Origin of the sequence: Nonomuraea thailandensis (assembly GCF_024172165.1) — a bacterium.
In the GTDB taxonomy this organism is placed as follows: Bacteria; Actinomycetota; Actinomycetes; order Streptosporangiales; family Streptosporangiaceae; genus Nonomuraea; species Nonomuraea thailandensis.
This window is the reverse complement of the sequence record NZ_JAMZEB010000002.1, coordinates 1,353,675-1,367,234: the sequence shown is the minus strand read 5'-3', so window position 1 is coordinate 1,367,234 and position 13,560 is coordinate 1,353,675. Positions and strand designations below refer to the sequence as shown.

Genomic DNA, 13,560 nt, shown 5'->3' with positions numbered 1-13,560 from the left:
GGCGGCCGCGTCGGGTCGGCTCCGGGTCAGCCGCCGTTGGCGCGGTACTCGGCCAGCAGCCGGTCGAACTCAGCCGCCGTGGTGGCGAACTTGGTGACGTTGCTCTTCGGGTCGGTGGCGACGAAGTAGAGCCAGTTGCCCTTGGCCGGGTTCAGCGCGGCCTCGATGGCGTGGTCGCCGGGGTTGGTGATGGCTCCGGGCGGGAGGCCGTCGACGTAGTAGGTGTTGTACGGGTGCTTGGTCTCGGTCTCCGCGTGGGTGGCGGCGGTGCCGAACTTGTTGAGCGCGTACATCGTCGTGCTGTCCATCTGCAGCTTCATCGGCAGCTTGAGCCGGTTGTAGATGACCCGGGCGATCTTCGACATGTCCTCCTGCCGGCCCGCCTCGGCCTGCACGATGCTCGCGATCACGATGATCTCGTGCGGGGTGTACCCGAGGGACTTCGCGCCGGCTTCGAGCTCCGCCTGGTCGGCCGCCTGCTTGAACCGGTCTACCATCGCCGCCAGCATCTCCTTGGGCGTGGTCTTGGGCTGGAACTCGTAGGTGGCCGGGAAGACGTACCCCTCGAGCTTGCCCTTGGCGTACGACGGCAGGTCGAGAGCGTCGACGTCCTTGGCAGCGGCGGCGAAGTCCTTGGCCGGCTTGCCGGTCTGCTTGGCCAGCTCGTTGTAGGTCTGGCTGAGGCGCAGCCCCTCGGGGAGGCGCACCTTGGCCAGCAGCTTGTTGCCCGGGACGAGCAGCGCGGCCGCGCTGGCGGCCGACATCTGCTTGCGCATCTTGTACTCGCCGGGCTGCAGCGAGGCGCTCATGTTGGCGTTGGAGATGGCGTTGGTGAACGCCCTGGCGCTCTTGACCACGCCCTGCTTCTCCAGCTCCTGCGCCACCTCCGACGCGCTCTGGCCCGCCTTGATCTCGATGACGACCTCGCCGGTGCCCTGACCGGTGTAGTCGTCGGGCACGAGGGCGTCACTGAGCCAGAGGTAACCGTAGTAGCCGCCGCCTCCGATGATGCCCGCCAGGACGACGAACGCGAGCAGCGGTGCGATGAATCCGCCCCGGTTGCGGCGGCGGCGCCGCCGGCGGCCGCCGCCGCGCTTGCTGGAATTCCGGGAGCGGCGCCGGGGCGAGCCTTCGTCGTCCTCGGCACCGAGCAGGGTGTTCAGATCGAGATCGTTCATAGGTGCGCTGGCCAATCTCCCGGTACCGCCGGTCGGACGTCAAGCGGAACTGCCCAACCGGACGGTGTCACCGAGCGGAACTGGGGGAGCCGCCGTACGCTCTGCGCCGCGCGGCGGGGGTCACTCTGGGTAGCCATGCTAGGGGACGGAAAGAGGACACACGCCCCACTTTGGGACCTTTGTGCGGGAAGGAAGGGGGTCCCGTCGAACATCAGCTCGCCCCGAGGTTCTTGTTCAACTCTTCCCGGTATCTCACGAACTCGCTCTCTTTGCTGGTGAATTTGGTGATTCTATGCGCTGGATCCGTCGTCACAAACCACCGCCAATCACCTTCGGCAGGGTTCAGGGCCGCCATCAGCGCCTTCTCGCCAGGATTGGCGATGGGTCCGGGAGGCAGGCCTTTGTGGCGATAGGTGTTGTATGGGGAGTTCACCTTGGTGTCACGCTCCGTGACCTTCAGTGTCCTTCTGTTCTGCGCGTACAGGACCGTGCTGTCGATCTCCAGCGGCATGTCCTTCGCCAGGCGGTTGTAGATCACCCGCGAGATCTTCGGATAGTCCGCGTCCGTGCCGCCCTCGGCCTGGATCAGGCTGGCCAGCGTGACGATCTGCAGCGGCGTCAGGTTCACCCGCGGCGCCTGCTCCTCCAGGCCCACGTGCCGCGCCGCGGCGGCGAAGCGCTCGGCCATGGCGGCCAGCACGTCCACGGCCGTGTCGCCGGGCTCGATCTCGTACGTGGCGGGGAACAGGAACCCCTCCAGGCCGTCGGCGTACTCCGGCAGGCCGACCAGGGCCTTGTCCACGCCCTTGAGCGCCTGCAGTGACAGCCCGGCCTGCTTGGACAGGCGGTCCAGCACCTCCGTCAGCCGCATGCCCTCCGGCACGGTCACCCGCCGCACGATCCTGGCGGCCGGGCTGAGCAGCAGGTCTAGCGCCGCCCCGGCCGCCATGCCCTTGCGCAGCCGGTAGTGGCCGGGCCGCAGCCGGTCGCTGACCGCGCGGTCCTCCGTCACGTTCACGAACGAGCGCGCGCTGGCCACCACGCCGGCGTCGGCCAGCGCCGAGCCGATCGCGTGCGCGCTGGAGCCGGGCGCGATCCGCACGGTCACCGCGCCGCTGCCCGGCCCGTCGAAGTCGTCAGGGCTCAGGTACGGCTTGAGCACCGCGATGGCCCCTCCGCCCAGGGCCAGCACCCCCGCCAGCAGGCCCGCGGAGAGCAGGCCCACCTTGCGCACGGCCCGCCTGCGGGACCCCGGCAGCGGGATCACCTCCGCGTCGGCGGCGGCCTGGCCGGGCTCGGGCTGCCCCGGCTCCCCCGCCTGCCCCGGCGCGGGCGGGCGGGCTTCTTCGCCGGCGCCGGCCCTTGACCCGCTCTCCGGCCACCAGCCGTCCGGCGACCGGCCGTCCGAGGAGCGGCCGTCCGAGGAGCGGACCTCTCCAGGCCGGCTCTCCCCCGCCTCTCCCGGCTGATCTTCTCCCGGCCGGCCCTCTCCCGGACTGCTCTCCGAAGCGCGGCCCTCAGAGGAGCGGCCCTCAGAGGAGCGGAACGGGATCACGTCGCCGAGGTCGTCCTCGTCTCCAGGCGTCCCGTTCACGAGATCACCTCGCCGGCGGCGAGCGCACGGCCCGCCTCGCCCGTCCGGTTCGTCCCAGCGGGACGGACCCCCGTCGTCCGCCCGCTCATGAGGCAGGTCCGTCGGCCGCTGTGGGCGGTTCGACGGGCCTGCCTGGTGGTCTTTCCGTGGCGCGCTCGGAGTCGAGCGCGTCCTGCAACAGCACGACGGCCGCCGCCTGGTCGACGACGCCCCGCTGCTTCTTGGCCCGCACGCCGCTGGCCCGCAGCCCCTGCTGCGCCGTGACCGTCGTCAGCCGCTCGTCGAACAGGCGCACGGGCGTGGGCGCCAGCTTCGCCGCCAGCTTGGCGGCGAACTCGCGCGCCAGCCCCGCGGCCTGCCCCTCGCGCCCCGACAGGGAGGTGGGCAGCCCCACCACGACCTCGATCGCCTCGTGCTCCGCGACGATCGCGGCGATGCGGTCGAGGTCGCCCTTGCCCCGCCTGACGGTCTCGACCGGCGTGGCCAGCAGCCCGCTGGGGTCGCTGCGGGCCACGCCGACCCGTACGGAGCCGACGTCCACGCCGATCCGTGAACCGAATCTCATGTCAGCCGAGCTGCCCAGAAATCGCCTCTTCGACCAGGCGCAGCGCGTCGCCGATCGCCTCCGGTCGCGTGCCGCCGCCCTGTGCGACATCGTCCTTGCCGCCACCGCCACCCCCAAGAGCCTTGGCGGCGACGCCGACCAGCTGTCCGGCCTTGAGCCCCCGCTCGCGCCCCGCCTCATTGACCGCGGCAACCACCACCGGCCGGTCGGAGGGGGCACCGGCGATCACGACGACCGCCGGCCTGTCGGCCGGGAACCTGCCACGCACATCAAGCGCGAGCTTACGCAGGTCATCGGCGCCGGTTCCATCAGGCGCGCGGTGTGTCACCACGGAGACACCCTGCGTGTCCCGCGCCTGGGACGCCAGCTCGCCCGCCACCTGGAGCACCTGGGCCGAGCGGAGCTTCTCCAGCTCCTTCTCCGCCGTGCGCAGCCGGGTGACGATGCCGTCGATGCGCTCGGGCAGCTCCTCGCGGCGCGCCTTGAGCTGCTCGGTGAGCTGCGCGACCAGCACGCTCTCGCGCGCCAGGAAGCGGAAGGCGTCGAGGCCGACGAGCGCCTCGACGCGGCGCACGCCCGCGCCGACCGACTGCTCGCCGAGCACCTTGACCAGGCCGAGCTGGCCGGAGCTGTGGACGTGGGTGCCGCCGCACAGCTCGCGCGAGTAGTCGCCGATCTCGACCACGCGGACCTCGTCGCCGTACTTCTCGCCGAACATCGCCAGCGCGCCCATCGCCCTGGCCTCCGCCTGCGAGGTGTAGAACGCGTTGACCTTGAGGTCGTTGACGAGCACGGCGTTGACCTCGTCCTCGACGTCACGCAGGACGCTCGGCGGCACCGCGCCCGCGGAGGTGAAGTCGAAGCGGAAGCGGCCGGGAGAGTTCTCCGAGCCGGCCTGCGCAGCCGTCTCGCCGAGCGCGTTCTTGAAGCCGCGGTGGACGAGGTGGGTGGCGCTGTGGCTGCGCGAGATCGCGCGGCGGCGCTCGATGTCGATCTCCGCCTGCGCCTCGTCGCCGACCTTGAGCTCGCCGCTGCGGATCTTGCCGCGGTGCACGACGAGGCCCGCGAGCGGCGTCTGCACGTCGACCACCTCGACCTCGGCGCCGCTGGTGCGGATCACGCCCTGGTCGGCGAGCTGGCCGCCGCCCTCGGCGTAGAACGGGGTGCGCTGCAGCACGACCTCGACCGTGGTGCCCGCGCCCGCCGCGGGGACGGGCAGGCCGTCCACGAGGATGCCGACCACGCTGGTGTCGGCCTCGGTCTGGTCGTAGCCGAGGAACTCGACCCGGCCCGCCGTCTCCAGGAGCTGACCGAACACCGAGATGTCGGCGTTGCCGGTCTTCTTCGCCGCGGCGTCGGCCTTGGCCATCTGCCGCTGCTCCTTCATGAGGCGGCGGAAGCCCTCCTCGTCGACCTGGAGCCCCTGCTCGGCCGCCATCTCCAGCGTCAGGTCGATCGGGAAGCCGTAGGTGTCGTGCAGCTTGAACGCCTGGTCACCGGAGATCGTGGTGCCGGACTTGCGCTTGGTCTCCTCGACCGCCACGTCGAAGATCGCCGTGCCGGTGCGCAGCGTGCCCAGGAACGACGACTCCTCGGCGTCGATGACCGAGTGGATCTGCGGCGCGTCCGTCACGAGCTCCGGGTACTGCTCGCCCATGACGTTGATCGCGACGTCGGTCAGCTCGTGCATGTAGCGCTCGTCGCCCGAGCCGAGCAGCCGCAGGTTGCGGATCGAGCGGCGCAGGATGCGGCGCAGCACGTAGCCGCGGCCCTCGTTGCTCGGCAGCACGCCGTCGGCCACCAGCATGGTGCCGGTGCGGACGTGGTCGGCGATCACGCGCAGGCTGACGTCGGCGCGGTGGTCGCGGCCGTAGCGGGTCTTGGTGAGCTCGGCCGCCCGGTCGAGGATCTTGTAGGTGGTGTCGATCTCGTAGATGTTGTCGACGCCCTGCAGGATCGCCGCCATGCGCTCCAGGCCCATGCCGGTGTCGATGTTCCGGCTCGGCAGCTCGCCCGCGATGTCGAAGTCGACCTTGGAGCGGACCTGGCTGAGCTGGTACTGCATGAACACGAGGTTCCACACCTCGAGGTAGCGGTCCTCGTCGGCGACGGGGCCGCCCTCCTTGCCGTACTCGGGGCCGCGGTCGTAGTAGATCTCCGAGCAGGGGCCGCCGGGGCCGGGCACGCCCATGTGCCAGTAGTTGTCCTCCAGGCCGCGGCGCTGGATGCGGTGCTCGGGCAGGCCGACCTTGTCACGCCAGATCTCGAACGCCTCGTCGTCCTCGTGGTAGACCGTCGCCCACAGCTTGTCCTCGGGGAAGCCGAAGCCGCCGTCGGACTCGGACTTGGTCAGCAGGTCCCACGCGAACGGGATCACTTCCGCCTTGAAGTAGTCGCCGATCGAGAAGTTGCCCAGCATCTGGAAGAACGTCGCGTGCCTGGTCGTCTTGCCGACCTCGTCGATGTCGGGGGTGCGCACGCACTTCTGCGCGGTGGCCAGCCGTGGCGCCGGAGGCTTTCGCTGCCCCAGGAAGTACGGCTTGAACGGTGCCATACCCGCGTTGACCAGGAGAAGCGTCGGGTCCTCAGCGATCAGGCTGGCCGAGGGCACTACCTTGTGCCCACGCTCCTCGAAGAAGCGCAGGAAGCGGCGCGCGATCTCTGCCGACTCCATGGTGGCCATCCTTTGCTGTAGTCAGTTGTTTTCTAGCGTTGGCGGTCGCCGTCTTCGGCGACGCTGTCGCAGCACTCGCCGGCACCGGCGCCGGCCTCGCGGCAGGCGCCGTCACCTACGGCCGCCGTCAGCGGCGATCACCGGTGCCGGTGGCCGCCGCCTTCAGCGGGTGCTGTCCTCAGCGTTGTCGAGCCCGAAGCGTGCTCGCAACTCCGTTTCGCGCTCCGCGGCCTCGCCGAACGCGTCGGAAGTAAAGTCTCTCACCCTCCGGAGCATCCCCGCCGCACCGTCGGCGGTCCTGCGCGCGACGTGATCGGGGTGCAGCGCCTGCAGCCTGCGCATCACCCAGAAGGCGAGGAACGCGCCGAGCGACAGGTAGAACAGCCTTCTTATCATCGCACTCGCCCCTGCTCGGGCTGTCTCCCGCGGGGCCGGGGCCGGTTGACGCGGCGGGCCTCGATGGCGCGGCGCACGCCGTAGCCGAGCGAGGACACCTTGATCAGCGGACCGGTGAAGATGGTCTGCGTGACCGCGCTCAGCTTGGCCGCGTGGCCGCTGACCTGCTTGACGTCCTTGGCGATGGCCTCCACGGCGACGAGCTGCCTGTTGGTCTCGTTGACCGTGACGCTCATGTCGTCGAGCAGCGGCGCGAGGCGGTTGTTCAGGTCGGAGACCGCCTTGGTGGTCTCGGTGAGCAGCCTCGCGAGCTTGACGAGCACCATGGCCATGACGCAGACCAGGACCACCCAGCCCGTGGCCGCGATCAGCCCGGCTACCTCTCCAGCGGTAAGCATCCGCTCATCTCCCTCGTACGCTGGGCCGGAACGGCAAGACCCTATCGCGTTCGAGTGACAACGTTAGTGGCGAGCGCGACCCTGATCAGGCCGCCACGTCGGCCCCTGGCACTTCCGTGACCGCGCGCATGAGCCCTCGTGCCGCCCTGATCTCCGGCGCCACCAGCCCTTCCGGCAGCGCCATGGCCGCCGAGCGCAGCCCCTTCAGAGCCACGTCCGCCGCGTACCCGGCCGCCCGGTGGCCGCCGCAGCCGTACATCTGCCTGGCCCACGCGGGCAGCGTCGCGAACGCCAGCGCGCCCACGGCGGGCAGCGAGCCGAGCGCCAGCGGCGGCGCGACGAACGCCAGCCTGAGGGAGAGCTGCGGGCTGAGGCTCCGGCGCAGCGCGTCGCGCGCCTCGTCGGTCGCCGACAGGTACGGGCGCATGCCGGCGAGGTAGTCGTCCAGCTCCCCCGTGTCGCGCGGGACGTCGCCGAGGCCGATGAGGCGGGCGCTGCGGCCCTGCTCGGCCACGTACGCGTCGCGCTCGGCCGCGGTGAGCCGCACGCCGGAGCGCCTGGCCACGTCCAGGTGCGAGGAGACCTCCACGCAGTGCACCCAGCGCAGGTTCTCCTCCTCGTCCACCCTGAACAGGGTGCCGGTGTCGGTGTCGAGGCCGATCAGGCGGGCGTGCACCCGGCGCGCCCGCTCGGCCGCGTGCTCGGCCTGCTCGCGGGTGCCGAACGTGCGCACGGCGAGGTAGTCGAGCTGCCGCCGCAGCCGGGCCCGGGCCACCTCGGGGTCGTCGAGCAGGCAGTTCTGGGCGATGCCGCGGATGGTGCGGGGGTGCAGGGACTGGAGCTGGAAGGCGCGTACGGTGGCCGGCCAGCCCGGCGTCTCGGTGTGCACTCGCCAGGTGATCGACCGTGGGCCGAAAAGGCCGCCGCCGGGGGTAACCGTTGCCTTCACATGGTGGTGATTCCCGGTGATCGCCTGTTTAGTACGACTTTGCACGATTCGACGGCGAAGCGTTACGAGGCCGGGACGCATACCGGCCGCGATAGGCGCGCACACTCATGGCCACGCGAGCGGAAGGCAGGCCCGGACGCGGACGGTCGCTCGGCTACGCCAGTGGGAGGCGGGCGTAGGCGCGGACCGGGACGCGGCCGACGCCCAGGAGGCGCGGGGGCGCGGCCGTGAACAGGGCGCCGGTCGGCGGGAGCCGCTCCAGCCCCGTCAGCCGCTCGACGACGGGGACGCCCCCGCCGAGCAGCGACTCGCGGGCGGGGCGGGCCTCGTGGGCGCAGTCGTCGAGCCCGTCGGCGTCGGTGCCGACCAGCACCGCGCCGTTCGCCACCAGCCAGGCGGCCGCGTCGGAGGCCAGGCAGTGGCCCTCGCGCACGCCGGTGTGCAGGAGCACGGCGTGGCCGCGTACGTCGAAGGGGGCCAGCGAGCCGACCCCGATGGGGCTGCGCCGCGCGCCCGTCACCCGCACCACCACGGCGGGCAGGTCCACCGACTTGACCAGCTCGACGGCGCCCAGGTCGCCGCCCGGGGCCTCCAGATACGTGCCGCCCTCCTGCGGGAGGTGGCTGAGCTCGACCAGCCTGCCCCGCCCGTCGCCCGGCTCCGGCTCGCGGTTGTGGCGCGGGTCGGACGGGCCGCCCCTGGTGCCTTTGTGCGGCTCGGGGAAGATCTGTACGTTGGCGAGCTCGACGGTGTCGGTCATCAGCAGGCCCAGCGACGCCACGAACAGCGCCGCGATGTCGGGCTCTGCGGTGTCCGGGCCGGGCAGGTCGACCCGGAAGCCGTGGACGGTGAGGTCTCCGCCGTTGCTGAAGGCGATCGCGGCGTCGAAGGAGGCGCGGTACTCGGTCATGTTCCGATCAACCTACCGCGCCCCTCACCACCGCCCGGAGCGGGTGGTCGGTCAGGGCGTTTTGCGGAGGAAGTCGCGGATCTTCGCCCACCGCTCGGCCACCGGACCCTCGGCCCCGTGCCGGGTCGGCTCGTAGTAGCGCCGCTCCCGCACCTGCTCAGGCGCGTACTCCTGCCGCACCAGCCCGTGCTCGAAGTCGTGCGGATACTTGTACCCGTCCCCGTGCCCGAGCTTGGCCGCCCCCGGGTAGTGGGCGTCGCGCAGATGCCCGGGCACCTGCCCGATGAGCCCCTTGCGCACGTCGCCGATCGCCGCCCCGATGGCCTTGACGACGGCGTTGGACTTGGGCGCCATCGCGCAGTGGATGACGGCGTGCGCGAGGTTGATCTGCCCCTCGGGCAGCCCGATGAGCTGCACCGCCTGTGCCGCGGCGACCGCCGTCTGCAGGCAGGTCGGGTCGGCCATGCCGACGTCCTCGGAGGCGAAGATGACGATGCGGCGGGCGATGAACCGCGGGTCCTCGCCGGCCTCGATCATGCGGGCCAGGTAGTGGAGGGCGGCGTCGGCGTCGGAGCCGCGCATCGACTTGATGAACGCGCTGATCACGTCGTAGTGCTGGTCGCCCTGCCGGTCGTAGCGGACGGCGGCCTTGTCGACGGCCTTCTCCACCACCTCGACCGTGATGTCGTCGGCCAGCAGCGCCGCCGCCTCCAGGTACGTCAGGGAGCGGCGCGCGTCGCCGCCCGCGAGGCGTACGAGATGGTCGAGGGCCTCGGGGGCGAGGGTGGCGCGACCGGCGAGGCCGCGCGGGTCGGTCACGGCGCGCTGGAGGACGGCGCGCACGTCGTCGTCCGACAGGGACTCCAGCGTGAGCAGCAGCGAGCGCGACAGCAGCGGCGAGATGACCGAGAAGAACGGGTTTTCCGTGGTGGCGCCGATGAAGGTGACCCAGCGGTTCTCCACCGCGGGCAGCAGGGCGTCCTGCTGGGCCTTGTTGAAGCGGTGCACCTCGTCCACGAACAGCACCGTCTGCCGCCCCGTCATGCCGAGCTCGCGGCGCGCGTTGTCGATGGCGGCGCGTACGTCCTTGACACCCGCCGACACGGCGGAGATCTCGACGAAGCGGCGCTTGGTGACGTTGGAGACGACGTAGGCGAGCGTGGTCTTGCCGGTGCCCGGCGGCCCCCAGAGGAACAGCGACATGGGAGCCTCGCTCTCGACCAGGCGCCGCAGCGGGGTGCCCGAGCCGAGCAGGTGCCGCTGACCGATCACCTCGTCGAGCGTGCGCGGGCGCATGCGCACCGCGAGAGGCTGCGGGGTGGCCTCCTCAGCCGCCGAGTCGAACAGGCTATCCACAACGCGAGATTACACGCTGCGGCGTACCCGCCGGTCCTCCTCGCGCCCGCACACCGCAGGCGAGCGGGCCGCGTCGCGGTCGCGCGGCCCGCCGCCGGGCGTCACGTCCGCACCCCGCAGGCGAACGATCCGCGTCACGACCACACCGCTCTGGCGCCGGAGTCGCCGGCCTGGAAGACGAAGTAGCCGGAGACCGCCGCCAGCGCCACCGTCAGCACCGAGAGGATCACCGTGACCGCGCGGCCGAAGCGGTCGCGGCCGACGGAGTCGCGGGCGGGGCGGGTGGCGTACACGAGCAGCAGAGCGGCGACGCTCAGCCCCAGCACCGACATCAGCAGCGGGGTGGCGAAGCTCTGGTGGGTGGAGATGCGGGCGGCCATCTCACCCTCCGCCGTGCTGAAGCGGGCCGCCTTGAGGCTCTCGCCGCTCTGCCTGGCCGCGAAGACCGCCGCCGGCACGGCCAGCGCGAGCAGGACCACCGCCCACGCGACGTTCGCCCGCCAGCGCGGCAGCAGCGCGTACGCCACCGCGACCGCGGCGAGCAGCGGGGTCAGCACCACGGCGAAGTGAATGATCAGGGCGTGCGCCGGCAGGCCCAGGATCTGGTCGAACATGGGGCGCCTCCTTAGTGCTCATTTCAACTACGTTTGCGGACACCATAAGGTTCGCGATCACAACCGTCGCAGGTGCGGCTTTCGCCACTTACGTCCGTCACATATCGGAGGCCGGTAGCATTCGCGGAGTTGTTTGGTCATGCGTTGGCAAAGACGAGAGGACATAGCGGTGAGCGGCGACGACCGCCAGAACGAAGAGGACCGCCAGAAAGAGCTGGCGCGGGAGCACAAGGAACGGCAGGCGAAGCGCGCGGCCGAGCAGAGCGCCAAGGCACGGCGGAACACCTTCATCGGCGCGGCCGTGGCCGTCGTCGTGGTCGCGGGCGGCATCTTCGCCGCGACCACCCTGGTGGGCGGCGACGACACGAGCAACGCGGCGGCCGAGAGCACGCCCTCGGCCTCGGCCTCGGCGTCGCCATCGGGATCACCCGTGCTGCCGACGGCGCTCCCGAGCAGCACGCCGAAGGCGGCGAAGGACGTCACGTGCACCTACAAGCGTGACAAATCGGTCCCGCACAAGTACGTCGGGCTTCCTCCGAAGAAGCCCAACCTGAAGCTCTCGACGATGACGGTGAAGACCAACCACGGCGACATCGTCATCGACGTGGACGCGAACGCCACCCCGTGCTCGGTCAACTCGATGGCCTTCCTCGCCAAGAAGGGCTTCTACGAGGGCAACAAGTGCCACCGCCTGGCCAAGCCGGAGACCTCCGGCCTCTTCCTGCTGCAGTGCGGCGACCCCCAGGCCAAGGCCGACGGCAAGAACAAGACCGACGGCCAGGGCAACGCCGGGTACGTCTTCATGGACGAGGCCGTGGACGTCATGCCGTACAGCAAGGGCGTGGTCTTCCTGACCCAGCCGCTGGACGCGGCGGGGCAGAACAGCAGCCAGTTCGCCATCTCGCTGTCGGACGAGAACACCCAGCTGGAGCAGGTGTACTCGGTCCTGGGCGTGGTGAAGTCCGGCCTTGAGATCATCGAGAAGGTCGCCGAGGGCGGCGTCATCGTCAACCCGGACGACATCACGGGCGACGGCGGCTCCACCGCGCCGAAGATCCCGATCGTCATCGAGAAGGTCACCCTGAAGTAGGGGATCTCACGCGAAAGGGCCGGGGCGCTGCCGCCCCGGCCCTTTCCGCGTGAGCGCTACGCCTCGGTCTTGGGCTGGGCGTCCACGCCCGCCTCCTTGCGCTGGTCGGCCGTGATCGGCGTCGGCGCGCCCGTGAGCGGGTCGAAGCCGGAGGCCGTCTTCGGGAACGCGATCACGTCGCGGATCGAGTCACCGCCGGACAGCAGCATGCAGATCCGGTCCCAGCCGTAGGCGATGCCGCCGTGCGGGGGCGGGCCGTACTTGAACGCCTCCAGCAGGAAGCCGAACTTGCTCTCCGCCTCCTCCTTGGAGATGCCGAGCACGTCGAACACGCGCTGCTGCATCTCGGCCCGGTGGATACGGATGGAGCCGCCGCCGATCTCCATGCCGTTGCAGACCATGTCGTAGGCGTAGGCCAGCGCCTCGCCCGGGTGGTCCTGGAAGTTGTCGGCCCACTCCGGCTTCGGGCCGGTGAACGGGTGGTGCACGGCCGTCCAGCCGCCCTCGCCGTCCTCCTCGAACATGGGGGCGTCGACGACCCACAGGAACGACCACAGCGACTCGTCGATGAGGTCGCAGCGGCGGCCGATCTCCAGGCGGGCCGCGCCGAGCAGGTCGCGGGCGGCGTTCCTGGCGCCGGCGGCGAAGAAGATCGCGTCACCCGGCTCGGCGCCCACCTTGGCGGCCAGGCCGGACAGCTCCTCCTCCGACAGGTTCTTGGCGACCGGGCCGCCGAGCGTGCCGTCCTCCTGGACGAGCACGTACGCCAGGCCCTTGGCGCCGCGCGAGCGAGCCCAGTCCTGCCAGCCGTCGAGCTCCTTGCGGGTCTGCGAGGCCCCGCGCGGCATGACGACGGCGCCCACGTAGTCGGCCTGGAACACGCGGAACGAGGTGTTCGCGAAGTACTCGGTCATCTCGACCAGCTCCTGGCCGAAGCGCAGGTCGGGCTTGTCGGAGCCGTAGCGGGCCATGGCGTCGGCGTACGTCATGCGCGGCAGCGGGGTCGGCAGCTCGTAGCCGGCGATCTCCTTCCACAGCCGGCCGACCAGCTTCTCGCCGACCTCGATGACGTCCTCCTGGTCCACGAAGGACATCTCGACGTCGATCTGGGTGAACTCCGGCTGCCTGTCGGCCCGCAGGTCCTCGTCGCGGTAGCACTTGGCGAGCTGGTAGTAGCGCTCGAGCCCGGCCACCTGGAGGAGCTGCTTGAACAGCTGCGGCGACTGCGGCAGCGCGTACCAGTTGCCGGGCTGCAGGCGCACCGGCACCAGGAAGTCGCGCGCGCCCTCGGGCGTGGAGCGGGTCAGCGTGGGCGTCTCGACGTAGACGAAGCCGAGCTCGTGCATCACCTCGTTGGCCAGGTAGGTGGCCTTGGAGCGGGTGCGCATCGCGGCGGCGACCTGCTGGCGGCGGATGTCGAGGTAGCGGTACTTCAGCCGCGCCTCCTCCGACACCCCGACGTTGCCCTCGATCGGGAACGGCAGCGGCGCGGACTCGCTCAGCACCTCGACCCGCTCGGCCACCACCTCGATCGCGCCCGTCGGCAGCTCGGGGTTCTCGTTGCCCTCGGGGCGCACCCTGACCTGGCCGATGACCTGCACGCAGTATTCGGCGCGCAGGTCGTGGGCGTGGTCCTCCTCGCGGAAGACCACCTGCGCCGAGCCGGAGGCGTCGCGCAGGTCGATGAAGACGACGCCGCCGTGGTCACGGCGGCGGGCCACCCATCCTGCGAGCGTCACCTGCTGCCCGGCGTGCTCCTCACGGAGCGACCCGGCGGTATGCGTGCGGATCACTGCACTTTCCCTTCATGCGGATAGGGGGAGGAAGGCGAGCCGA

At 71.0% G+C, this 13,560-nt stretch carries 13 protein-coding genes; 1 reads left to right on the top strand and 12 read right to left on the bottom strand.

Annotated elements, in window-relative coordinates; genetic code table 11:
* Positions 1 to 26 precede the first annotated feature (26 nt).
* From mltG (HD597_RS10400) to HD597_RS10355, 11 genes are all read right to left on the bottom strand, one after another.
* Positions 27 to 1,178 (bottom strand): endolytic transglycosylase MltG, encoded by a 1,152-nt coding sequence (mltG, locus tag HD597_RS10400; RefSeq protein ID WP_253741798.1) that lies wholly within the window; start codon positions 1,176 to 1,178, stop codon positions 27 to 29.
* Positions 1,179 to 1,389: 211 nt separating this feature from the next.
* Positions 1,390 to 2,772, bottom strand: a complete 1,383-nt coding sequence (gene mltG, locus HD597_RS10395) for an endolytic transglycosylase MltG (protein ID WP_253741797.1) — start codon at positions 2,770 to 2,772, stop codon at positions 1,390 to 1,392.
* Between the two features lie 85 nt (positions 2,773 to 2,857).
* Positions 2,858 to 3,337, bottom strand: a complete 480-nt coding sequence (ruvX, locus tag HD597_RS10390; RefSeq protein WP_253741796.1) for a Holliday junction resolvase RuvX — start codon at positions 3,335 to 3,337, stop codon at positions 2,858 to 2,860.
* Between the two features lies 1 nt (position 3,338).
* Positions 3,339 to 6,011: an alanine--tRNA ligase gene (alaS, locus tag HD597_RS10385; protein ID WP_253741795.1), complete on the bottom strand. Its 2,673-nt coding sequence runs from the start codon at positions 6,009 to 6,011 to the stop codon at positions 3,339 to 3,341.
* Positions 6,012 to 6,173: 162 nt separating this feature from the next.
* Positions 6,174 to 6,407, bottom strand: a complete 234-nt coding sequence (locus HD597_RS10380; RefSeq protein ID WP_253741794.1) for a hypothetical protein — start codon at positions 6,405 to 6,407, stop codon at positions 6,174 to 6,176.
* Positions 6,404 to 6,805 (bottom strand): DUF948 domain-containing protein, encoded by a 402-nt coding sequence (locus HD597_RS10375; RefSeq protein WP_253741793.1) that lies wholly within the window; start codon positions 6,803 to 6,805, stop codon positions 6,404 to 6,406. Before HD597_RS10375 ends, HD597_RS10380 begins: the two co-directional genes overlap by 4 nt.
* Positions 6,806 to 6,890: 85 nt before the next feature.
* Positions 6,891 to 7,694, bottom strand: a complete 804-nt coding sequence (locus HD597_RS10370; protein WP_253741792.1) for an oxygenase MpaB family protein — start codon at positions 7,692 to 7,694, stop codon at positions 6,891 to 6,893.
* Between the two features lie 214 nt (positions 7,695 to 7,908).
* Positions 7,909 to 8,664 carry a cyclase family protein gene (locus tag HD597_RS10365; RefSeq protein ID WP_253741791.1) on the bottom strand — a complete coding sequence of 252 codons (756 nt, stop codon included), beginning with the start codon at positions 8,662 to 8,664 and terminating at the stop codon, positions 7,909 to 7,911.
* A 51-nt stretch (positions 8,665 to 8,715) separates the two neighbouring features.
* Positions 8,716 to 9,960: a replication-associated recombination protein A gene (locus HD597_RS10360; RefSeq protein WP_276083579.1), complete on the bottom strand. Its 1,245-nt coding sequence runs from the start codon at positions 9,958 to 9,960 to the stop codon at positions 8,716 to 8,718.
* Positions 9,961 to 10,029: 69 nt separating this feature from the next.
* The gene (locus HD597_RS64360; protein WP_276082875.1) at positions 10,030 to 10,158 is read right to left on the bottom strand and encodes a hypothetical protein; all 129 of its coding nucleotides are present in this window, start codon (positions 10,156 to 10,158) and stop codon (positions 10,030 to 10,032) included.
* On the bottom strand, positions 10,155 to 10,634 hold the full coding sequence (locus tag HD597_RS10355) for a DUF2231 domain-containing protein (protein WP_253741789.1): 480 nt from the start codon (positions 10,632 to 10,634) through the stop codon (positions 10,155 to 10,157). The genes HD597_RS64360 and HD597_RS10355 overlap by 4 nt, the downstream gene beginning before the upstream one ends.
* A gap of 169 nt (positions 10,635 to 10,803) precedes the next feature.
* On the opposite strand from HD597_RS10355, the gene HD597_RS10350 reads away from it, so the two are divergent.
* Positions 10,804 to 11,724, top strand: coding sequence for a peptidylprolyl isomerase (locus HD597_RS10350; protein WP_253741788.1), 921 nt, complete (start codon positions 10,804 to 10,806; stop codon positions 11,722 to 11,724).
* A 56-nt stretch (positions 11,725 to 11,780) separates the two neighbouring features.
* On the opposite strand, the gene aspS is transcribed toward HD597_RS10350, so the two are convergent.
* A complete protein-coding gene (gene aspS, locus HD597_RS10345) occupies positions 11,781 to 13,517 on the bottom strand; it encodes an aspartate--tRNA ligase (protein ID WP_253741787.1) in 1,737 nt (578 codons plus the stop codon).
* Positions 13,518 to 13,560: the final 43 nt, after the last annotated feature.

Coding starts and splice junctions, on each gene's coding strand:
- mltG (WP_253741798.1), bottom strand. CDS start 1,178: ATGAACGATCTCGATCTGAACACCCTGCTCGGTGCCGAGGACGACGAA.
- ruvX (WP_253741796.1), bottom strand. CDS start 3,337: ATGAGATTCGGTTCACGGATCGGCGTGGACGTCGGCTCCGTACGGGTC.
- alaS (WP_253741795.1), bottom strand. CDS start 6,011: ATGGAGTCGGCAGAGATCGCGCGCCGCTTCCTGCGCTTCTTCGAGGAG.
- HD597_RS10380 (WP_253741794.1), bottom strand. CDS start 6,407: ATGATAAGAAGGCTGTTCTACCTGTCGCTCGGCGCGTTCCTCGCCTTC.
- HD597_RS10375 (WP_253741793.1), bottom strand. CDS start 6,805: ATGCTTACCGCTGGAGAGGTAGCCGGGCTGATCGCGGCCACGGGCTGG.
- HD597_RS10365 (WP_253741791.1), bottom strand. CDS start 8,664: ATGACCGAGTACCGCGCCTCCTTCGACGCCGCGATCGCCTTCAGCAAC.
- HD597_RS10360 (WP_276083579.1), bottom strand. CDS start 9,960: ATGCGCCCGCGCACGCTCGACGAGGTGATCGGTCAGCGGCACCTGCTC.
- HD597_RS10355 (WP_253741789.1), bottom strand. CDS start 10,634: ATGTTCGACCAGATCCTGGGCCTGCCGGCGCACGCCCTGATCATTCAC.